Annotated in this window: 15 protein-coding genes; 11 read left to right on the top strand and 4 right to left on the bottom strand. The window is 65.7% G+C overall.

Going from position 1 to position 20,491, the window contains the following annotated elements:
- Both C8C92_RS15120 and C8C92_RS15125 read left to right on the top strand, forming a co-directional pair.
- A complete protein-coding gene (locus C8C92_RS15120) occupies positions 1–1,185 on the top strand; it encodes a DUF444 family protein (RefSeq protein WP_116744436.1) in 1,185 nt (394 codons plus the stop codon).
- Positions 1,182–2,708 (top strand): SpoVR family protein, encoded by a 1,527-nt coding sequence (locus C8C92_RS15125; protein WP_243420228.1) that lies wholly within the window; start codon positions 1,182–1,184, stop codon positions 2,706–2,708. Before C8C92_RS15120 ends, C8C92_RS15125 begins: the two co-directional genes overlap by 4 nt.
- Positions 2,709–2,811: 103 nt before the next feature.
- Here C8C92_RS15125 and C8C92_RS15130 read toward each other — a convergent pair whose 3' ends face one another.
- Both C8C92_RS15130 and C8C92_RS15135 read right to left on the bottom strand, forming a co-directional pair.
- Complete coding sequence (locus C8C92_RS15130) at positions 2,812–4,014, bottom strand: SDR family oxidoreductase (RefSeq protein WP_116744437.1); 1,203 nt, start codon at positions 4,012–4,014, stop codon at positions 2,812–2,814.
- The gene (locus C8C92_RS15135; RefSeq protein WP_243420229.1) at positions 4,014–5,336 is read right to left on the bottom strand and encodes a nucleotide sugar dehydrogenase; all 1,323 of its coding nucleotides are present in this window, start codon (positions 5,334–5,336) and stop codon (positions 4,014–4,016) included. The genes C8C92_RS15130 and C8C92_RS15135 overlap by 1 nt, the downstream gene beginning before the upstream one ends.
- A gap of 213 nt (positions 5,337–5,549) precedes the next feature.
- Here C8C92_RS15135 and prsT point away from each other — a divergent pair, with 213 nt between their 5' ends.
- Genes prsT through C8C92_RS15150 form a run of 3 tightly spaced genes read left to right on the top strand, consistent with a single transcriptional unit; the run spans position 5,550 to position 11,623 of the window.
- A complete protein-coding gene (gene prsT, locus C8C92_RS15140; protein WP_116744439.1) occupies positions 5,550–8,333 on the top strand; it encodes an XrtA/PEP-CTERM system TPR-repeat protein PrsT in 2,784 nt (927 codons plus the stop codon).
- Between the two features lie 3 nt (positions 8,334–8,336).
- Entirely contained in the window at positions 8,337–10,844 is a 2,508-nt protein-coding gene (locus C8C92_RS15145; RefSeq protein ID WP_116744440.1) for a hypothetical protein, read from the top strand.
- Positions 10,841–11,623, top strand: coding sequence for a serine protease (locus C8C92_RS15150; protein ID WP_116744441.1), 783 nt, complete (start codon positions 10,841–10,843; stop codon positions 11,621–11,623). The genes C8C92_RS15145 and C8C92_RS15150 overlap by 4 nt, the downstream gene beginning before the upstream one ends.
- 1 nt (position 11,624) lies before the next feature.
- On the opposite strand, the gene C8C92_RS15155 is transcribed toward C8C92_RS15150, so the two are convergent.
- Together C8C92_RS15155 and C8C92_RS15160 are read right to left on the bottom strand one after the other, a co-directional pair.
- Positions 11,625–12,371, bottom strand: coding sequence for a long-chain N-acyl amino acid synthase (locus C8C92_RS15155; protein WP_096235454.1), 747 nt, complete (start codon positions 12,369–12,371; stop codon positions 11,625–11,627).
- Positions 12,372–12,570: 199 nt separating this feature from the next.
- Positions 12,571–13,194, bottom strand: coding sequence for an XrtA/PEP-CTERM system exopolysaccharide export protein (locus C8C92_RS15160; protein ID WP_116744442.1), 624 nt, complete (start codon positions 13,192–13,194; stop codon positions 12,571–12,573).
- A gap of 252 nt (positions 13,195–13,446) precedes the next feature.
- Between C8C92_RS15160 and C8C92_RS15165 the strand changes: the two genes are divergently transcribed.
- Genes C8C92_RS15165 through C8C92_RS15190 form a run of 6 tightly spaced genes read left to right on the top strand, consistent with a single transcriptional unit; the run spans position 13,447 to position 20,476 of the window.
- Positions 13,447–14,976 (top strand): XrtA system polysaccharide chain length determinant, encoded by a 1,530-nt coding sequence (locus C8C92_RS15165; RefSeq protein ID WP_116744443.1) that lies wholly within the window; start codon positions 13,447–13,449, stop codon positions 14,974–14,976.
- Between the two features lie 19 nt (positions 14,977–14,995).
- Positions 14,996–15,838, top strand: coding sequence for an XrtA-associated tyrosine autokinase (locus C8C92_RS15170; RefSeq protein WP_116744444.1), 843 nt, complete (start codon positions 14,996–14,998; stop codon positions 15,836–15,838).
- Complete coding sequence (locus C8C92_RS15175; RefSeq protein ID WP_116744445.1) at positions 15,822–17,366, top strand: TIGR03016 family PEP-CTERM system-associated outer membrane protein; 1,545 nt, start codon at positions 15,822–15,824, stop codon at positions 17,364–17,366. The genes C8C92_RS15170 and C8C92_RS15175 overlap by 17 nt, the downstream gene beginning before the upstream one ends.
- A gap of 10 nt (positions 17,367–17,376) precedes the next feature.
- A complete protein-coding gene (gene wecB, locus C8C92_RS15180; RefSeq protein ID WP_116744446.1) occupies positions 17,377–18,537 on the top strand; it encodes a UDP-N-acetylglucosamine 2-epimerase (non-hydrolyzing) in 1,161 nt (386 codons plus the stop codon).
- Positions 18,534–19,385 carry an XrtA system polysaccharide deacetylase gene (locus C8C92_RS15185; RefSeq protein WP_116744447.1) on the top strand — a complete coding sequence of 284 codons (852 nt, stop codon included), beginning with the start codon at positions 18,534–18,536 and terminating at the stop codon, positions 19,383–19,385. Before wecB ends, C8C92_RS15185 begins: the two co-directional genes overlap by 4 nt.
- Entirely contained in the window at positions 19,382–20,476 is a 1,095-nt protein-coding gene (locus C8C92_RS15190) for a FemAB family XrtA/PEP-CTERM system-associated protein (RefSeq protein ID WP_116744448.1), read from the top strand. Before C8C92_RS15185 ends, C8C92_RS15190 begins: the two co-directional genes overlap by 4 nt.
- Positions 20,477–20,491 lie beyond the last annotated feature (15 nt).

Consider the following 20,491-nt stretch of genomic DNA (forward strand, 5'->3'; position numbering starts at 1 on the left):
ATGGCCGCCACGACTTCGCCAGTGTCCACCGCGCCGGCCCTGGCCCAGCCCTGGTACGGCTTGTTCTCGCGCGGCGCGCGCGACTGGCTGCGCCATAACCAGAAAGTACGCGATGCCGTGCAGGCGCACTTGCCCGAGCTGATCGCCACGCCTGACCTGATCGGCGGACCGCAGCAGCGCACCGTGCAAGTGCCCATGCGCCTGCTCGAACATGCGCATTTTCGCCTGGCGCCCGCGCGCAACAGCGTGGGGGCGGGCCAGGGTGACGGCCAGCCCGGCGATCTCCTGCGCGCGGCGCGCCCTGCCGCCACAGGCGAGGCCGGTGCGCCAGGCGGCGATGGCGAGGGGGCGGTGCGCCTGCTGCTGGAGTTTCCCATCGACGACATCCTCGACTGGCTATGGGACGCCTTCGAACTGCCGCACCTGAAGCCGCGCCACCTGGGCGCGATCGACGACGTGCGGCTGGTACGCAGCGGCCTGGACCGGCATGGCGCCCGCTCGCGCCTGGACCGGCGCCGCACCGTCAAGGAAGCGATCAAGCGGCGCGCCCTGCAAGCGCAGCCCGTGCCCTTCACCAATGATGACTTGCGTTACCGCCAGGTGCTGGCACAGCCCCGCCGCAGCACGAATGCCGTCGTGTTTTTCGTGCTGGACGTGTCGGCCAGCATGGCGCAAGCCGAGCGCAAGTTGGCCAAGTCCTTCTTTTTCTTTGCCTTGCAGGGCTTGCGGCGCAGGTATGCGCGCGTGGAAACGCGCTTCATCGCCCATACGACGCGCGCCTGGGAATTTTCCGAAGCCGAATTCTTCCAGGTCAATGGCATGGGTGGCACCATGGCGTCCACCGCCTTTCGCCTGAGCCGCGAACTGCTGCAGGAACACTACGCGCCGGGACGCTATAACGCCTATCTGTTCTATGCCTCCGATGGCGAAAATTTCAGCGAAGACAGGGCGGCCGCCAGCCTGGGCCTGGGCGAACTGGCCGCCTTGCTCAACTATATGGGCTATGTGGAAACCTTGCCCGGCGTGCCGCGCAGCCTGGAAACGGAAATGCACAGCCTGTGCGCCGAGCAGGAACGGCGGGGCTTGCCCTTGCACAGCAGCATCCTCAGCAAGCCTGACGATGTGTGGGCGGCCATCCGTACCTTTTTCCAGCACGAAGCGGCCGACACGGAGGCAGCGTCATGACGCGGCCTGACGCCCTGGACCACGGCGGTGCGGCAGACCAGGCCGACAAGGCCGACAGCATCGACACCATGGGCCTGGACGGTTACGCGGCGCGCATCGAAGCACTGGCGCGCGAGCTGGGCCTGGCGTTTGCGCCCGTCGAGTTCGAGCTGGTGCCGGACAATTTCATGAACGAGATCGCCATCTATGGCTTGCCCGTGCGCATGCGTCACTGGTCGTTCGGCGTGCGCTACATCCACCAGCTCGTGCATCAGAAGATGGGCAATTCGCATATTTTCGAGGTCATGTTTCCCGGCGACCCTTGCCATGCCTACATGGCGGAGCACAATTCCGTGGCCGAAAACACCCTCGTCACGGCGCATGTGCTCGGTCACGCCGATTTTGCCAGCCGCAATGCCCTGTTCCTGCGCTTCGGCGCCATGGCGGGCCAGCACATCCTGCAACAAAGCGCGGCGCGGGCGCAGCGCCTGGAAATAGCGTTGCAACGGCACGGGCAAGAGCAGGTGGAAGCCGTGCTCGACGCGGCACTGGCGCTGGAGCAGCATGTGGACATCCATGCCGAGCTGCACCGCCCGCCCTATGCCGCGGCATCGGGGCCAGCTGGCGTCGCGGGCACGCCAGACCAAGCCGCCGCAGACGGCCCGTTTGACCGGCGCTACCGGCGCTTGCCAGGTGAGGCCGCCACGCTGGCGGCGCGCGAGGCGGCCAGGGCACGTGTGACGCAGCGCCCGCTCCTGCCGCCGCAAGCCGAGTACGATTTATTATGGTTCATCGCACAGCATGGGCCGGAGCTGGCCGACTGGGAACGCGACATTTTTTTGGCCGTGCGCGAAGAGTCGTTTTACTTCTATCCCGTGTACGCCTGCCAGATCATGAACGAAGGCTGGGCCTCGTACTGGCATGCGCGGCTGCTGCGCGAAGCCGACTTCCTGCCGCCCGCATTGTATCTGTCTGCCATCAAGTCGCATTCGGACGTGGTGCGCCCTTACGCGGGCGAGCACCAGCAGGCGCTGGCCGTCAATCCCTATCACCTGGGCTTTTGCATGTGGGAACACATCATCGAGCGCGAAGGACTGGCGCGGGCGCGCCAGATTTGCCGCGACGACGATGACTGCAGTTTCATCCGCAACTATCTGGACGGGGAACTGGCTGACCGTCTGGGCCTGTTCGTGCATGAAAGCCGCCGCGACGGCGAAACGCGCCTGGCCAGCCGCGACTTGCGGGCCATCCGCGAAGCCATCCTGGCGCCCAAATACAATTATGGCGTGCCGTGCATCGCCGTCACCCTGCTTAACGACGACGGCAGCCTGGTGCTGCGCCACGATCACCAGCGCGATGGGCGCGGCCTCGACCTGGAGCGGGCGGAACAGGTGCTGGCGTATATCGCCCGCATCTGGCGCCGCCCCGTCACCCTGCATACGGCCGATTTTCGCGGCACACCCCGTACCCTGCACAGCAAGAGCGACGGTGTGCCCGAACCGCCCAAGCCGGCAACACCGGCAGCTACGCCCGTGCAACACTAGGGGGCTGGCAATCGCGCGGGTGTGGCATTGTATTGGACATATAGTAAGCGGGCCACAATGCGGGCCGCCAGCGCGCATACGTCAGGTGCGGCCAGCTCGTACCTCACGCCAGGCCCGCCTGCGCCACATACCAGGCGATGGTGTGCCGCAAGCCTTGCGCCAGATCGTGCGTGGGCACATAGCCGAGCAAGCGGGTCGCCTTGGCGATGTCCGCCTGCGAATGGCGCACGTCGCCGGCGCGAAATTCGCCATATTCGGGTGCCTGCGGCACGTGCTGCGGCAGGGCGGCCAGCAACATCTGCTGCATGCTGGCGTGCAATTGGGTCAGACTGGTGCGGGCGTTGACGGCCACGTTGTAGACCTGGTTGACGGCTGCCGGGTCGGTGCCGGTGGCGGCCAGGATATTGGCTTGCACGGCATTGTGCACAAAGCAGAAATCGCGGCTGGTGGCGCCGTCGCCATGGATGTGCACGGCCTGGCCGTCCAGCATGGCGGCGATCCAGCAGGGAATCACGGCCGCGTAGGCGCCCAGCGGGTCTTGCCTGGGGCCGAAGACATTGAAATAGCGCAGCCCCACTGTCTGTGTTGCGTAGCAGCGCGCGTACACCTGCGCGTACAATTCATTGACATATTTACTCAAGGCATACGGCGACAGGGGCGCGCCGATGTGCTCTTCCACTTTCGGCAAGGCCGGATGGTCGCCATAGGTGGCGCTCGACGCGGCATACACGAAGCGCTGCACGCCCGCCTCGCGCGCGGCGGCCAGCATGTTCAGGAAACCGCTGACATTGACGGCATGGCACAGCAGCGGGTCTTCCAGCGAACGCGAGACGGAACCGAGCGCCGCCTGATGCAGCACAAAATCGACGGCGACGGGGCCGCCTGGATCGGCACGGCCGTGCTCGCTCAAGCTGCCGCCGCCACCATCTGCCGTACCGTCGCCACTGCCGGCGGCCGGCGCTGGCGCGCCGCACGCGCGCGCGCACGCCTGCGGATCGCGGATATCGCCTTCGATGAAGCTGAAACGCCGCCATGCCGCTTCGCCCACGCTGGCGCGCACCTGCTCCAGGTTATGCCGGTGGCCCGTCAAAAAATTGTCCAGGCCGCGCACTTCCTGGCCCAGTTGCAGCAAGGTTTCCAGCAGGTGCGAGCCGATGAAACCGGCCACGCCCGTCACCAGCCAGCGGCGCGGTTCGCTGGCCAGTTGCGCACACGCTTGCGCGTAAACGCCGGCAGCCGGGCCCGCCACGCCACCGGCTGACTCCTGCGCCGTGTCTGCTGCGGCATCGAAAGCGTCGGCCGCCATCACAGCCGCCACACGTGCAGGCCGCCGTCCGCCAGCGGACGGGGGTCGAAATGCGACTTGATGTCGATGAAACAGCCGTTTTCCAGCACCTTGGCCTGGAAGTCGGCCAGCGGACGGGCCAGCAAGGCCTGGTGCGAGACGGCGCTGATGATGGCCTCGGCCCGCGGCAGCTGGTGCCAGCTTTCCAGGGTCAAACCATACTCTTCCAGCGCTTCGCGGCCATCGGCGACGGGGTCGTGCACATGCACTTGCACACCGTACGATTGCAGTTCGTGGATCATGTCGACCACTTTCGAGTTGCGCAAGTCAGGGCAATTTTCCTTGAAGGTCAGTCCCAGCACGTTAATGTGCGAACCCTTCAATTTGAAACCGGCGCGCACCATTTCCTTGATGGTCTTTTCCGCCACGAATTTGGCCATGCCGTCGTTGATGCGGCGCCCGGCCAGGATCACATGCGGATGGTAGCCCAGCATTTCCGCCTTGTGCGTCAAATAATACGGGTCGACGCCGATGCAGTGGCCGCCCACCAGGCCGGGACGGAATGGCAGGAAATTCCATTTTGTGCCCGCCGCCTGCAGCACTTCCAGGGTATCGATGCCGATGCGGTCAAAGATAATGGCCAGTTCGTTCATCAGCGCGATATTCAGGTCGCGCTGCGTGTTTTCGATGACCTTGGCCGCTTCTGCCACCTTGATGCTCGAGGCCCGGTGCACGCCGGCCGCGACCACGCCTTCGTACAGGGCGGCCACCTTGTCCAGGGTGGCCGCGTCGTCGCCCGAGACCACCTTGCGGATGCTGTGCAGGGTGTGGTCCTTGTCGCCGGGGTTGATGCGCTCGGGTGAAAAGCCCACATGAAAATCTTCCTTCCAGCGCAGGCCAGAATGCAGCTCGAGAATGGGGATGCAGATTTCCTCGGTGGCGCCCGGGTACACGGTGGACTCGTAGATGACGGTGGCGCCGCGCCGCATATGGCGGCCGACGGCCGCGCTGGCGCCGGCCAGGGCGGAAAAATCGGGATTGTGCGCGCTGTCGACGGGCGTGGGCACGGCCACGACGATGAAATCGGCCAGTTGCAGCTCGGCCGGATCGCAGCCCACGCTCAGCCACTGCGCCGCGCGCAGCTGTTCCGTACTTACTTCGCCCGTGGGGTCGACATGGTTGCGGTAACTTTCGACCTTGCGTGCCGACAAGTCAATGCCGATGGTGCGCTGGCGCATGCCGAACGCTACGGCCAGCTGCAAGCCGACATAACCGAGCCCCATCACCGCCACCACGCCCGCTTTGTGATTCACATTGCCATCCACCTTGCTGTCCATATGCATGTGCTCCCAATGGTTGCGGCCTGAGTATCGCCGTCGGGGAAATTCTACGGTCGCCGGCCCGGCCATTCTTGAGCAGGAACAAGGAACACGAAGCGGCGCCAAGCAGGCGCGCGGACAATCGGCGGCTTGTTGAGCGCAATCAAGGAGAGCGGCGCCCATCTTTTTAAGCTAGGCCATGCCCATCCTTCATGCACGCCGCTACCGGAGACTTCCATGGCCCGTACCCTGCCCCGCCTTTTCCCCGGCTTGCCGGCCGCCGCGCTGTGCTGCACCCTGCTGCTGCCCTTGCTGGCTGGGTGCCACGGCACGCAGAGCAGCGCATCGCTGCTGGCCGAGGCGCAGCAGTACCGCCAGAAGGGCGAGGCGCGCGCCGCCATCATCCAGTTGAAGAACCTGCTGCAAAAGGAGCCGGACAATGCGGCGGCGCGCTTGCTGCTGGGCAGTATCTATATCGACACGGGCGAAGCACTGTCGGCCGAGAAAGAATTGCGCAGGGCAAAGTCGCTGGGCACGGCGGCGCAGCAAGTGATGCCATTGCTGGGCAAGGCCTGGCTGATGCTGGGCCAGTTCGACAAGGTACTGGCCGAGATCGCCGATGACACGGCGCAGCCCGCCAGCCTGCTGGGCCTGCGCGGCGATGCCTTGCTGGCCCTGGGTCGCCAGGACGAGGCGCGCGCCGTGTTTGCGCGCCTGCTCGAAGCCCATCCCGGCCAGGTCGAGGCCCTGCTGGGCCTGGCGCGGCTGGCGGCGCTGGAGCAGCAGGTGCCGGCGGCCGAGCTGCTGCTGGCCCAGGCGCTGAAAAGCGCGCCCGCCAACCTCGACGCCTTGCGGCTGCAGGGCGACCTGCAGCGCCTGCAAGGCAAGAACGGTGCGGCGCGCCTCGCCTACATGCAGATCCTCAAGCTCAAGCCGGACAATACCCAGGCGCATATCGACCTGGCCAACCTCGATCTCCTGGAAAACCGCTACCTGGAAGCGGCGGCCAAGCTGGCCACGGCGCGCAAGACGGCACCCAACAGCCTGGGCTTGCTGCAGGCCCAGGCGCTGCTCGATTTCCGCCAGGGCAAGAACAAGGCGGCCCTGCAATCGTTGCAACTTGTGCTCAAGGCGGCACCCGAGCATATGCCGTCCATCCTGCTGGCCGGCGCCGTGCAACTGAAGCTGGGCTCGCCGCAACTGGCGGAAAACTATCTGCAGCGCTTCCTGGCCGTCTATCCCAAACATCTGTACGCGCTCAAGATGATGGCGTCGATCGAACTGATGCGCGGCAAGACCGATGCCGCCCTCGACCTGCTGCTGCCCGTACTGGCCACCTTTCCCGACGACGTGGAACTGCTGTCGCTGGCGGGCGAGGCGCATTTGCGCGCGCGCCGCTACGACAAGGCCACGGCGTATTTCGAAAAGGCCAATACCCTGGCGCCGGACACGGCCAGGCTGCATGCGGCGCTGGGCATCAGCCGCCTGGGCATGGGCGAGAACAGCCGTGCCATCGACGAACTGGAACGCGCCAGCATGCTCGACAAGAGCACGCCGCAGGTGGGCACCATGCTGGTGCTGACCTTGCTGCGCAACAAACAGAATGACAAGGCCCTGGCCACCGTCAAGATGCTGGAACAGCAGCAGAAAGGCACGAATCCACTGCTGCTGAACCTGAAAGGCGGCGTCTACATGGCCTTGCGCGACGTCCCCGCCGCGCGCGCCAGTTTCGAGCAGGCGCTGGGGATGGACCCTGTCTATCTCCCCGCGCTGAACAACCTGGCGCAACTCGACCTGGCCGGGAAAAAGCCGGAACAAGCAAAACAGCGCTTCGAGCGGGCGCTGGCGAAAGCGCCAAAAAATGCCGACTTGTGCGCGGCGCTGGCCAAGCTGGCCGCCTCGCAAGGCAAGATGGACGAGGCGCGGCGCTGGCTGGAACGGGCCCACCGCGACAATCCCGACGCCGTCGCGCCGGCCCTGCTGCTGAGTAACTTTTACCTGCAGACGGGCGCGCCCGACAAGGCGCTGGAACTGGCACGCACCCTGCAGTCGGGCCACCCGGACGACGCCGAGGCGCTGGCCATGCGGGCGCAGGTCGAATACGGCGCCGGCCAGACGCAGGCGGCGCTCGACAGCTACAGCAAGCTGGCCAGCATACAGACGACGTCGGCACCGCTGCAGATGCGCATCGCCAGCCTGCACCTGGCGCTGGGCGACCGCCAGAATGCGCTGCAAGCGGCCAAGCGGGCGCAATTGCTCGATCCCACCCTGCTCGAAGCGCGCGTGGTCGAAGTAACCCTGCTGCTGTCGCTGAACCGCCAGCGCGACGCGCTGGCCGTGGCGCGCCAGGTGCAGGAACAGCAGCCGAAGCTGGCGGCCGGCTACAAGCTCGAAGGCGACGTGCTGATGGCGCAGAAACTGCCGCAGGAAGCCGTCAAGCTGTACCAACACGCCATTCAGCTCAGCAATATCGGCCCCATGCAGGTGCAGTTGCACCGCGCCATGCTGGCCGCGGGCCAGGTGCGCGAGGCCGATACGCGCATGGCGGCCTGGCTGAAGGACAAGCCCGATGACCTGGGCGTGCGCAGCTACCTGGCCGGGGCCAAGCTGGCGGCAAAGCAATACGGCGCGGCCATCGAACAGCTGCAGTACATCGTGGCCAAGGACACGGCCAATGTGGCAGCGCTGAACGACCTGGCCTGGGCGTATCAGCAGGAAAAAGATCCGCGCGCGCTGGCGACCGCCGAGCAGGCGCTCAAGCTGGTGCCGGACAACCCCATCGTGCTCGACACCCTGGGCTGGATCGTGCTGGAACAGGGCGACGTCAAGCGCGCGACCATCCTGCTGCGCAAGGCGGCCGGCCTGGCGCCGAAGTTGCCCGAAGTCCAGTACCACCTGGCTGCGGCGCTGGCGAAATCGGGCGACAAGCCGGGGGCGCGCAAGCAACTGGAACAGCTGCTTGCCGCCAACAAGGAGTTCCCGCAGCGGGCCGAGGCGCAGGCCTTGCTGACCCAGCTCTAGGCCATGCTGGCGCACACGGCCCTGCCCGGCCTGGCAGCACGGCTGCTGGCCTTGCTGGCGGGCGCGGCCTGCATGCTGGCCCTGCGCCATTATCCGCTGGGCCACGGCTGGCCCGGCCTGGTGTTTGCCGCCCTGCTGCCCGCCTATTTCCTGCTGCTGTGCTGGCGTCCCGCCTGCTGGCTGTTCTGCGTGCCCGCCCTGCTGCCCGTGCTGGACCTGGCGCCGTGGACGGGCTGGTTCTTCCTCGAAGAAATCGACGTGCTGCTGTTGCTGACGGTAGCCTGCGGCTATTGGCGCCTGGGCGAACCGGCCCGGAGCGCTGCGGCGCAGCTGTCGCCCGCCGCCCGCGCCTGCCTGCTGCTGTGCAGCCTGGCCTGGCTGGCGGCGCTGCTGCGCGGCGTGCTGCCGCTGCCGCCCCTCGATGTGTATGCCTGGGATAATTACCTGAGCCCCTACAACAGCTTGCGGTTGGGCAAGGCCTGGGCCTGGAGCATGCTGCTGCTGCCGCTGCTGCTGCGCGACGGGGAGCCGTCCACCCTGCGCCGCTACGCACTGCCAGGCATGCTGGCCGGGCTGGCCATGGTGTCGCTGTTCGCGCTGTGGGAACGGGCCGTGTTTCCCGGTTTGACGAACCTCTCCAGCGACTATCGCATCACGGCGCCGTTTTCCGCCATGCACACGGGCGGCGCCGCGCTGGACGGCTATCTGGCCCTGAGCCTGCCATTTGCGGCACTGTGGCTGGCGCGCGCGCGCAGCCGCTGGCAAGCGGCGCTGGCCTTGCTGCTGCTGGCACTGGCCCTGCACGCGGCATGTACCACCTTTTCACGGGGCCTGTACGCGGCCCTGGCGGCGGCGGTGCTGCTGGCCGTGCTGCTGGCCATGTGGCAGACCTTGCGCACAGCCCCCGGCGCGGCGCGGCGCCCGACGGGCCGGCGACCCATGCGCAAACCCTTGCTGATGCTGCTGCTGGCCGGCCTGGGCACCGTCCTGCTCGTCTACATGTTCAGCCTGGCCGGCTACCGGGGCTTGCTCGCCGCCGTCATCCTGCTCACGGCCAGCTTCGTGCTGGCCGCGCGGCCCTTGCCATGGCGCCTGGCGCCGGCCAGCCTGCTGTGTGCGCTGTGCCTGCAGGGGCTGCTGGCCAGCTGGTGGCCGGAAGGGGCCGGCCAGCCGGCTACCGGCTGGCTGAAAGGCCCGTATTTCCTGTTCCTGCTGGCCGCCGTGCTGCTGGCGGGCGCGCTGCTGCCCGGCACCCTGTGGCCGGGCGGCGCTGCCGGCAAAGGGCCTGCCAGGCTGGTCCTGGCGATGATGGCGTGGACCATGCTGGCGTGCAATCTCGTCTGGATAGGCTGGCACTGGGCCGGTGCTCCCGCCCTGGCACCGGCTGGGCTGGTCGTGTTGCTGGCCATGCTGATGCTGTGCAATGGACGCTTGCGCGCGCCGCTATGGCGGCTGGACCGGGCCAGCCTGAGCATCGCGGGCGCGGCCGGCATCCTGCTGCTGCTGGCCATCCCCGTCTCGGCCAGCTATTACGCCACTGAACGTTTCGCCACCACAGCCTTCGACCTGCAAGGCCGCTTGCGCCATTGGCGGCAAGTGCTGGCGATGCAGCCGTCCGACTGGGGCGCTCAGCTGTTCGGCATGGGCATGGGCAGCTTTCCCGCCACGTACTACTGGCACAATCCGGGACGCGACGTGCCGGCCAGCATCGCCTATGCGCAAGAAGAGGGCGCGCCTGGCAATGCCGGCAACACCTATGTGCGCCTGGCCAGTCCCGGCTACAGCGCCGGCTATGGCGAACTGCTGCGGCTGCTGCAACGCCTGCCGCTGCAGCCGGCCACGCACTACACGCTGGCGCTGGACGTGCGCCGAAGCGGTCCCATGCCCGTGCTGCTGGTGCGCCTGTGCCAGAGACAATTGCTGTACGCACAAGGTTGCGTGCCTATCCCCCTGCGCCTGCAGGTGCCCCCGCCTGGCAATCCCGTGCCGGCCTGGCAGCACTATGAAGTGCCGTTCGACAGCAAATGGCTGGGCGCGGGCGCCTGGCTGCTGCGCCCGCCCGTGCAGCTGGAACTGGCGGCCAGCGGCACGGCCACCTCGTCCGTGATCGACGTCGACAATCTGAGCCTGCGCGCGCCAGGCGGCGAGGAATTGATCGCCAACGGGCGCTTTACGCAGGCCAACAATTACTGGTTTTTCAGCAGCGACCACCATCACTTGCCGTGGCATATCAAGAGCCTGGCGCTGCATGTGCTGGTGGAAACGGGCTGGTGTGGCGCCCTGTCCCTGCTGGCCTTGCTTTCTCTGGCTGGCCAGCGCCTGCTGCGCCAGGCCACGGGGGGCAACCCGTGCGCGCTGGCCTGCACCGCCGCCCTGCTGGGTTTTCTCGTCGTCGGCCTGTTCGACAGCCTGCTCGACGTGCCGCGTATCGCCCTGCTGTGCTATCTGATGCTGCTGTGCGCATTGCTGCAGCCCCCGCCATCTCCTCCCTCTGAAAGCACGCCGCCATGAAAGCCCTGCCGTTGACATTCTCCTCTGCCCTGCTGTCCGGCCTGATCCTGGCTGTGGCCAGCGCGCCCTGCCTTGCCGACCAAGCCCTGGCGCAAGTCATTGCGCGCGTGAAACCGTCCATCGTCGGCGTGGGCAGCCTGCAGGCGACGCGCACGCCGCCCATGAATTTCCTCGGCACGGGTTTCGTGGCGGGCGACGGCTTGAGTGTGCTGACCTGCGCCCATGTGATTCAAAAACTGCTCGATGCCAATCCCAACGAAGTGATCGGCATACTCACGGGCCAGGGCGAGGCGGCGCAATTTCGCCCTGCCAAAATCCAGGCGCTGGACACGGAGCACGACCTGGCCTTGCTGCGCCTGGCGGGCGCACCCCTGCCGGCCCTGGCGCTGGGCGACGCGGGCACGGTGCGCGAAGGCCAGGCCATGGCCTTCACCGGCTTCCCGCTGGGTACCTTGCTGGGTCTGCACCACGTGACGCACCGCGCCACCGTATCGTCGCTGACGCCGGTGGTCAGGCCCAGCGCCACGGCGCAGCGCCTCGACACCCGGCGCCTGGCGCAGCTGCAAAAAGCGCCGTACACGGTATTCCAGCTGGACGCGACGGCGTATCCGGGCAGCAGCGGCAGCCCCCTGTTCGATCCCGAGACCGGTCTCGTCTATGGCATCGTCAACATGGTGTATGTGAAGGGCTTGAAAGAGGCGGCCATCACCGCGCCCAGCGGCATCACCTACGCGATTCCGGGCAGCCACATGCAGGCGATCTTGCTGAAAAACAAATGAATCAGTTGCGCCCCTGCCTGAGGCGGTCGGTAATGCCTGGTTCATCCCATGTCGGGAAAAAAAAGGGGTAAAACGACCGTTCACCCCCATGCTGTTCCATCATGCCGCCGTATTTGCGGATCTGGGCCCCCATGTAGTCGAGGTCCAGGCGCAGCAAGACGGCCGGCGCGCCCACGCGCGTGCACTCTCGCTCGCCGCCAAAATCTTTGAAACCCAGCATGCGCTTGTAAAACACCACATGGCGTGGATTGACTTCGATCACATAATCCGTAAAGCCGTGAATATTGTGGGCATAGATATAAGAAATATGAATCAGCGCCGCAAACACGCGCTTGCTCACGCCCTTGTCGATGGCCAGGCGCGACGGTTCGCACAGGCGCCGGCCTTCCTCGCGCAGCACGTCGAGCTTGTCGCGAAAGTTTTCATCGGCGGGCAAGCCCGTCTCGTCATTGTCCAGGCACAGGGTCATGGTGCCGACGGTGGAGCCTGCCGTTTCCGCAAATAGGGTGATTTTATTCAACGCATGCGCGATGCCGGGATCGACGGCATAGCCGCGCCAGCCGTACATCTTACGGATCAGCAAACTGGCCGCCTCGCGCCGGCCACGCGAATTGGCCATGCGGATATGAAAGCGCTGCAGGTCGAGCTCGTGCTCCATGGCCGGGTCGATCTGGCCCTCGCCCACCACCAGGTCACTGAAAGTACCGGGCGTGTCGAAGGAAATAATAGGTTCATCTTGAAAGCTCATCTTGTCCTCACGTTCATTGGGCAGCCGTCTAAACGGACTGAAGCCAATGCCTTGTGACAAGATAAAAAGCAGAGAAGTTCCCGCGTCAGGCAAAAAAACAGAAGATAGTGCTATTTAATAGCAAAATTGCACGCTGAAATTTGCCTGCAAGTACAAATTGACAAATATAAGTACTGTTTTGATATTGCCGAGCCCGCTGCTAAAAAAAGCTCTCCGGTATCAGCAACACGTCGCCCGGCCGCATCATGACATTCGCGGAAATATCGCCGCTCTTGAGCAGGTCGTCCAGGCGCACGCGCAGCTGCTGCTGGCTGCCGTCGCGCATGCGGATGATGCTGGCCTTGTTGCCAGCGGCAAAGTCCGTGATGCCGCCCACGGCGATGAGCACGTCCATCAGCGACATGCCGAGGCGGTACGGCAGCGCCTGCGGCTTGGCCGCCTCGCCGATGACCCGGATCTGCTCGCCATACGGGCCCGAGAAATTGGTGACGATGACCGTCACCACCGGTTGCTGGATAAACTTGCCCAAGGCTTGCTCGATATCGCGCGCCAGCTGAGTCGAGGTCTTGCCGCTGGCGGCCAGATCCTCCACCAGCGGCGTGGTGATCTTGCCATCGGGCCGCACGGCCACCGTCAGCGACACTTCCGGATTGCGCCAGACGATGATGTTGACGGAGTCGCCCGGGCCGATCAGATAGTCGTGCATGGGGGCGCTGTCGTCGGCGGGCGCCAGCGGATAGCGTGTGCGGCAGCCCCCCAGCAAGCTGGCGCTACAGGCCAGGAGCAGCGTGTGGCAGACAAAAGCACGGCGAAACGGATTCATGCGGGGCCTCTTCGAGTCGATGGCGCGTCCATGGCCGGCCCCGCAGAACCAGCCTGGGCCGCGAACTTCCTATGATTATTAAAACCCGGCAAGTGAACCTTGAGGCGTATCAAGAAGCAATCATCTTGGGAAATCTTGCTCCACAGGCGCCCTATACTTTGCTTACTCAACAGGCAAGCATTTCTTGCAAGACGCCGTTGTCCGCGCCGCCCAGCCATCGACCGTGCAGCACCGTCACCAGAAGGAAGCGACATGGAGCAATTGATACAGCAACTGCTTTCCAGCCTGAAAGGCATCTGGAAGTACCGCTGGCATGCGCTGCTGGTGGCGTGGCTGGTGGCGATCGGTGGCTTCATCAAGGTCATTACGCTACCCGACGACTTCCAGACGTCGGCGCGCGTGTTTGTCGATACGCAAACCATCCTCAAGCCGCTGCTGGCCGGCATGACCAGCGTGCCGAACACGGAACAGCAGGTGGCCATCATGAGCCGCACCCTGCTCAGCCGCCCCAACGTGGAGCGCGTCATGCGCATGGTCGACCTCGATCTGAATTCGAAGACCGTGCGCGAACACGAAGCCCGGCTCGATGAGCTGATGAGCCGCATCAAGATCAGCGGCACCAGCGCCTACGACATCTACACCATCAGCTACAGCGGGCGCGACCCGAAGCTGGTGCGCGACGTGGTGCAAAGCCTGCTGACCATCTTTGTCGAAGGCAGTTTCCAGGGAAAAAAGGGCGATTCGCAGAAAGCCGTGCAATTCATCGACGAGCAGATCAAGAATTACGAGGACAAGCTGAGCGCGGCGGAAAACCTGGTGAAGGAATTCAAGATCCGCAACAACCTGCTGCTGCCGCGCCAGGGCATCGACTATGGCAGCCAGCTGCTGATGTCATCCGATAGCCTGAACAATGCCAAGCTGGAACTGGTCGAGGCGGAACAGGCGCGCAAGGCCATCCTGAGCCAGATCGAAGGCGACGAGCCCGTGCTCGATTTGGAACCGAACGCGGCGGCCATCACCAACCCTGAACTCGATGAGCGCATCGCCTCGCTGAACAAGAATCTGGACAGCCTGCGCATGCAATTTACGGAATTGCATCCCGACATCATCGCCTCGAAGCGCCTCATTGCCCAGCTGGAAGAGCGCAAAATCGAGGAAAGCAAGCTGAAAACGGCGTCCGGCGACCCGGGCAAGAACTACAGCCCCATGCTGCAGCAGTTGAAGGTGGCGCTGACGGACGCGGACGCCAAGGTGGCCGCCATCCGCGCCCGCGTGCAGGAATACAACGCGCGCAATGAGCGCCTGCTGGCGCAAAGCAATGCCGTACCCGAGGTGGAATCGCAGCTGGCGCAACTGAACCGCGACTACATCATCAACAAGGAAAACTATGAAAAGCTGATCGGCCGGCGCGAAGCGGCCAAGCTGTCGGGCGAACTCAGTTCCACGACCGAGATGATGGCCTTCAAGATCATCGACCCGCCCACGGTGCAATATGCGCCCGTCGGCCCGAACCGTCCGCTGCTGTTTTCCGCAGCGCTGGGCGCGGCGCTGGTGGCCGGCATCGCCACGGCCCTCTTGATCAGCCAGGTGCGCCCCACCTTCCTCAGCCCCGCCGAACTGCGCGATGCCACGGGCTTGAATGTGCTGGGCACGGTATCGATGAACTGGACGCCGCTGCAGCAGGTGCGCCGCCGCCGCGCCCGCTATGCCTTTGCCGGCTGTCTGGGCAGCCTGTTCCTGCTGTACGGCGGGGTCATGACGGCCGCGCTGCTGAAATTCTAGAGCCACCAAGGGAGCGACGATGAGCAGCAAGGACAGCGGCAAGCAGGAATCCACGATCCTGGGCGTGGCCGAGGCCAGCGTGGCTTATGGTCCAGATGTCGCGGATGGTGCGGATGGCGCGGCGGCGGCCGCCGCCCCCCAGTACCGCCCCCTGAACCTGGCCCGCCTGGCGGAGCAAGGCATGCTCACGCAGGAAGGCGGGCGCAGTTCGGTGGCCGAAGATTTTCGCATCATCAAGCGCCCGCTGCTGCGCCAGGCGCGCGCCAGCGGCGCCGAGGCCATCCGCCACGGCAACCTGATCGTCGTCACCAGCGCCATGCCCGGCGAAGGCAAGACGTATTGCGCCGTCAACCTGGCCATGAGCATCGCCATGGAAATGGATATCACGGTGCTGCTGGTCGATGCCGACGTGGCGCGCCCGTCCGTCCTGAAAGTGCTGGGCCTGCCGCCCGAGCCTGGACTGATGGACGTGCTGCTCGACCCGCAGCTGGCGATGGGGGACGTGATCCTGAAAACCAACGTGGCCAACCTGCGCATCCTGCCTGCCGGGCGCAGCAACAAGCACGCGACGGAATTGCTGGCCAGCCGGGCCATGAGCCGGCTGCTGGCCGAGATCGCCAGCCGCTATAGCGACCGCATCGTCGTCTTCGATTCGCCACCCTTGCTCATTACCAGCGAAGCGCACGCGCTGGTGGGACAGATGGGCCAAGTGGTGATGGTGGTCGAGGCGGAAACGACGACCCAGCACGCCGTCAAGGAAGCGCTGCGCCAGATCGAAGCGTGCGAACACATTCATTTGATCTACAACAAGACCAAATCGTTCCCCGGCAACGACTACTACGGCTATGGCTATTACGACTAGCCGCCGGGTGTCGTTACCGCTGGCGCTGCCGCCGTTGCTGCCTTTGCTGTCTTTGCTGCTGCCCCTGCCGGCCTTTGCCGTCGACTGGCTGGTGAAACCGTCGCTGCGCCTGCGTGAAAGCTATACGGACAATGCGCTGCGCGCGCCGCCCGGCAAGGCGCAAGCGGACTTCATCACGGAAATCGCGCCCGCCATCGCCCTCATCGGCACGGGCCCGCGCCTGCGCGTAAACCTCGATTACAGCTGGCACAAATACCTCTCGGGGCAGCGCGGCAATAGCGACAACCACGACTTGCATGCCGCAGCCGACGCCGAGCTGGTGCAGGACTGGTTCTTCATCGATGCCAACGCCAGCGTGAGCCGGCGCAACCTCTCGCCGTTCGGCCCGCAACTGATCGATGATCTGCCCGACACGGACAATACCAGCACGGTACGCACCACCAGCATCAGCCCCTACCTGCGCCACCGCTTCCGCGGCCTGGCCACGGCCGAGCTGCGCTACACGCGCAATACGGTAGCCAGCGGCGGCGAGTTGCTGTCCGTGCACAGCGATGAGATGGAATTGCTGCTCAGCGGCGAGCCGCGCGGCAGCGGCTGGTCCTGGAACGCCAGCCACGATGTGCGCCGCACGCAGGACAGCAAGCTGGCGCCCGTGCGCATGCAGCGCAGCAGCGTGGGCCTGCGCTATCCGTTCAGCAGAAAATGGGCGGCCACGGCCAGCGGCGGCATGGAGAAGGAAGGCTATATATCGAGCAACGGCAAGGCGCCGGAAGGCCGCTTCTGGTCGCTGGGCGGCGTGTGGACACCGTCGCCGCGCACCAGCCTGGCTTTCAGCACGGGCAAGCGCTTTTTTGGCACCACCTACAGCCTCGATGCCAACTTCCTGCAGCGCCATACCAACTGGCAACTGAGCTACAGCGAAGACATCACCACCATGCCCACGCAGTTTGCGCGCCTGGGCGACCGCGACGCGGGCCAGCTGCTCGATCAATTATGGCGCGGCATCTTTCCCAACGCGCGCGACAGGCGCCTGCGCATCAATGCCTTCCTGCGCTACGCCAACAGCCTGGGGCCGGAACGGGGCGCCATCAATTACTTCAGCCACCGCTATTTCCTGCAAAAGCAGCTGAAGCTGACGATGGCGCGCGCCACGGCCAAAAGCACGCTAGTCGCCGGCGTCACGGCCATCGACCGCACTGCGCAAACGGCCAGCGGCATCGACAGCGCCTTGCTACCCGGCATGGAGTTCGGCAGCGAAGACCGCACGCGCCAGGTCGGCGCCAACGTGGGCTGGAGCTGGCAAGCCAATTCGCGCACCAGCGTGAATGTCAATGCCGGCTACGCCGGCGTGCGCTCGCTGAGCGTGCCCCGGCGCGACAACAACATCACCGTGACGGCCGGCTACAGCCGCGTCCTGCAGCCGAACATGACGGCCAGCATCGATGTGCGGCACATGCGGCACGCCAGCAACCGGGGCGGCAACTACCGCGAAAACGGCGTCAGCGCCACGCTCACCATGCAATTCTAAGGAGGCTGCAATGTCCGACCCCTCGCTTGCGTCCGCCGCGCCCGCGCACCTGCTGTGCGTGGTGGCCGCGCGCCCCAACCTGATGAAAATGGCGCCCATCCTGGCCGCCCTGGCGCGCCAGGCGCCCACCGTGCGCGTGACGTTGTTGCATACCGGCCAGCACTACGACACGGCCATGAATAGCCAACTGTTTACGGATCTGGACCTGCGCGCGCCCGACATCGCCCTCGACGTCGGCTCCGGCAACCACGCGCAGCAGACGGCCGAGATCATGCGCCGCTTCGACGCCGTGCTCGACACGCATCCGCCGCTGGCGCCCGATGCCGTGCTGGTGGTGGGCGACGTCAATTCGACCCTCGCGTGCGCGCTGGTGGCGGCCAAGCGGAACATTGCCGTGATCCACGTCGAGGCGGGCCTGCGCAGCGGCGACCGGCGCATGCCCGAGGAAATCAACCGCGTGCTGACGGATCAATTGTCCGATCTGCTGCTGACCAGCGAGGAAGGCGCGCGCGCCAACCTGCTGCGCGAAGGCATCGCCCCCGAACGCATCCATTTCACGGGCAACGTCATGATCGACAGCCTGCGCCAGCAACTGCCGCGCGCAGTCAAGCCCGCCGCCACCCTGCGCGCGCACGGCCACGCCTGTCCGCCCGCGTATGGCCTGTTGACCTTGCACCGGCCGTCGAACGTCGATGATGCGGCGCAGCTGCAAGCGCTGCTGCAGGCGCTCGGGCAATTGTCATGCCAGCTGCCGCTGCTGTTCCCCATCCACCCGCGCACCCTGGCCGGCTTGCGCCTGGCGGGCCTGGAACCATTGCTGGCGCGCCAGGCCATCGTCTGCCTGCCGCCGCTGGGCTACCTGGAAATGCTGGGCCTGATGCAGGGCGCGCGCCTGGTGCTGACCGATTCCGGCGGCATCCAGGAAGAAAGCACGGCTCTGGGCGTGCCTTGTCTGACCCTGCGCGCCAATACGGAGCGCCCCGTCACCGTCAGTGCCGGCACGAATACCCTGGCCGGCACTGACCCGACCGCCATCCTGGCGCTGGCGCGCGCCATCCTCGAGACGGGCGGCAAGCGGGGCCGCATTCCGCCGCTGTGGGATGGCCACGCAGCCGCGCGCATCGCCGCCGTCATCGCGCCCTGGCTGGCGGCGCTCCGGGACACGCCATGACGCCGCCGGCAATACTGCGCAACGCCCTGACCATCGACGTGGAAGACTATTTCCAGGTGTCCGCCTTCGCGCCGCACATCGCGCGCGCCGACTGGCCCCGTCTGGAATGCCGGGTCGAGGCGAACATCGAGCGCATCCTGCTGCTGCTGGAACGCCGGCGCATCCAGGCCACCTTTTTCACATTGGGCTGGATCGCCGAGCGCTATCCGGCCATGCTGCGCCGCGTGGCCGGCGCGGGGCATGAGGTGGCCAGCCACGGCTATGCGCACCTGCGCGCCTGCGACCAGTCGGCCGCCCAGTTCGCCGACGATGTGCACCGCAGCAAGACCATCCTGGAGCAATTGACAGGGTTGCCCGTGCACGGCTACCGGGCGCCCAGTTTTTCCATCGGCGCGGCCAATCTGTGGGCCTTCGACGTGCTGCAGGAAGCGGGCTACCGCTACAGTTCCAGCATCTATCCGATCCGCCACGACCATTACGGCATGCCCGATGCTCCCCGTTTCGCCTGGCGCCCACGCGGGCCGCACGGCATGCTGGAATTGCCCGTCAGCACCGTGCGCGTGCGCGGGCGCAATCTGCCGGCCGGCGGCGGCGGTTACTTCAGATTGATGCCGTATGCACTGTCGCGCTGGCTTTTGCGACGCATCAATTCGCGCGACGGGCAAGCTGGCATATTCTACTTTCATCCTTGGGAACTCGATCCCGGCCAGCCGCGCCCGCCAGGCCTGAGCGCGAAAACGCGCTTTCGCCACTACCTGAACCTGGGGCGCATGGAAGCGCGGCTGGCGCGCCTGACGGCCGACTTCACCTGGGACCGCATGGACCGTATTTTTTTGGAAAGCACATGATGCACGAGGCCAGCCTTCCTGCCGACCGGACGCCGTCCAGCGCCGCCATTGCCGTGCGGTCCCTGCAGGCGCACGAGCATGCACGCTGGGATGCCTTTGTCGAGGCTTGTCCCGACGCCACCTTCTTTCACCGCGCCGGCTGGCACACCATCCTGCAGCAAGGTTTTAAACACGACAGCCATTTCCTGTACGCGGAACAGGACGGGCGCATCGCCGCCGTGTTGCCGCTGGCGCATGTGCGCAGCCGACTGTTCGGCTCGTCCCTCGTCTCGCTGCCGTTTTGCGTGTACGGTGGCATCGCCGGCGGCAGCCCGGCCGTGCGACTGGCCCTCGACGAAGCGGCGCAGGCGCTGGCCCGGCGTCTCGGCGTGGGGCACCTGGAATACCGCTGGCGCGAGGTGGAAGGAAATGCGCAAGAAAACCCGGGCCCAACCTGGCTGCACAAACCGCTGTACGCAACCTTCCGCCGCCCCCTGCATCCCGATGCCGAACAGAACTTGCTGGCGATACCGCGCAAGCAGCGCGCCGTCGTGCGCAAGGCCATGGCGGGCGGCCTGCACGGCGCCATCGACTATGACCTGCAGCGCTTTTACCCGATCTATGCGGCCAGCGTGCACCGGCTGGGCACGCCCGTCTTCGCGCGCCGCCATTTTGCCCTGCTGCGCACGGTCTTCGGCACCGATTGCGAGATCCTCACCGTATATCACGGCCAGCAGGCGCAGGCCAGCGTGCTGCTGTTCTATTTCCGCGATGAAGTGCTGCCGTATTACGGCGGCGGTACGCCGCTGGCGCGCAGCACGGGCGCCAACGACTTCATGTACTGGGAAGCGATGCGCCGCGCCTGCGAACGCGGCTGCCGCCTGTTCGATTTCGGCCGCAGCAAGCTCGGTACGGGGGCCTGGGACTTCAAGAAGAACTGGGGTTTTACGCCGCAGCCGCTGCCGTACGCCTACCAGTTGGTGCGTGCCACAGCCTTGCCGGAAGTCAATCCTCTGAATCCCAGATACGCGCTGTTCATCCGCGCCTGGCGCCGCCTGCCGCTGCCGCTGGCTAACCTGCTGGGGCCGCACATCGTGCGGCAACTGGGCTAAGCAAGGGGACACGCC

The organism is Janthinobacterium sp. 78 (genome assembly GCF_003096775.1).
GTDB classification, from domain to species: domain Bacteria; phylum Pseudomonadota; class Gammaproteobacteria; order Burkholderiales; family Burkholderiaceae_D; genus Janthinobacterium; species Janthinobacterium tructae.

Bases quoted from the DNA above. Each gene is read 5' to 3' on its own strand.
- C8C92_RS15120 (WP_116744436.1), top strand. From the start codon at position 1: ATGGCCGCCACGACTTCGCCAGTGTCCACCGCGCCGGCCCTGGCCCAG.
- C8C92_RS15125 (WP_243420228.1), top strand. From the start codon at position 1,182: ATGACGCGGCCTGACGCCCTGGACCACGGCGGTGCGGCAGACCAGGCC.
- C8C92_RS15130 (WP_116744437.1), bottom strand. From the start codon at position 4,014: ATGGCGGCCGACGCTTTCGATGCCGCAGCAGACACGGCGCAGGAGTCA.
- C8C92_RS15135 (WP_243420229.1), bottom strand. From the start codon at position 5,336: ATGCATATGGACAGCAAGGTGGATGGCAATGTGAATCACAAAGCGGGC.
- prsT (WP_116744439.1), top strand. From the start codon at position 5,550: ATGGCCCGTACCCTGCCCCGCCTTTTCCCCGGCTTGCCGGCCGCCGCG.
- C8C92_RS15145 (WP_116744440.1), top strand. From the start codon at position 8,337: ATGCTGGCGCACACGGCCCTGCCCGGCCTGGCAGCACGGCTGCTGGCC.
- C8C92_RS15150 (WP_116744441.1), top strand. From the start codon at position 10,841: ATGAAAGCCCTGCCGTTGACATTCTCCTCTGCCCTGCTGTCCGGCCTG.
- C8C92_RS15155 (WP_096235454.1), bottom strand. From the start codon at position 12,371: ATGAGCTTTCAAGATGAACCTATTATTTCCTTCGACACGCCCGGTACT.
- C8C92_RS15160 (WP_116744442.1), bottom strand. From the start codon at position 13,194: ATGAATCCGTTTCGCCGTGCTTTTGTCTGCCACACGCTGCTCCTGGCC.
- C8C92_RS15165 (WP_116744443.1), top strand. From the start codon at position 13,447: ATGGAGCAATTGATACAGCAACTGCTTTCCAGCCTGAAAGGCATCTGG.
- C8C92_RS15170 (WP_116744444.1), top strand. From the start codon at position 14,996: ATGAGCAGCAAGGACAGCGGCAAGCAGGAATCCACGATCCTGGGCGTG.
- C8C92_RS15175 (WP_116744445.1), top strand. From the start codon at position 15,822: ATGGCTATTACGACTAGCCGCCGGGTGTCGTTACCGCTGGCGCTGCCG.
- wecB (WP_116744446.1), top strand. From the start codon at position 17,377: ATGTCCGACCCCTCGCTTGCGTCCGCCGCGCCCGCGCACCTGCTGTGC.
- C8C92_RS15185 (WP_116744447.1), top strand. From the start codon at position 18,534: ATGACGCCGCCGGCAATACTGCGCAACGCCCTGACCATCGACGTGGAA.
- C8C92_RS15190 (WP_116744448.1), top strand. From the start codon at position 19,382: ATGATGCACGAGGCCAGCCTTCCTGCCGACCGGACGCCGTCCAGCGCC.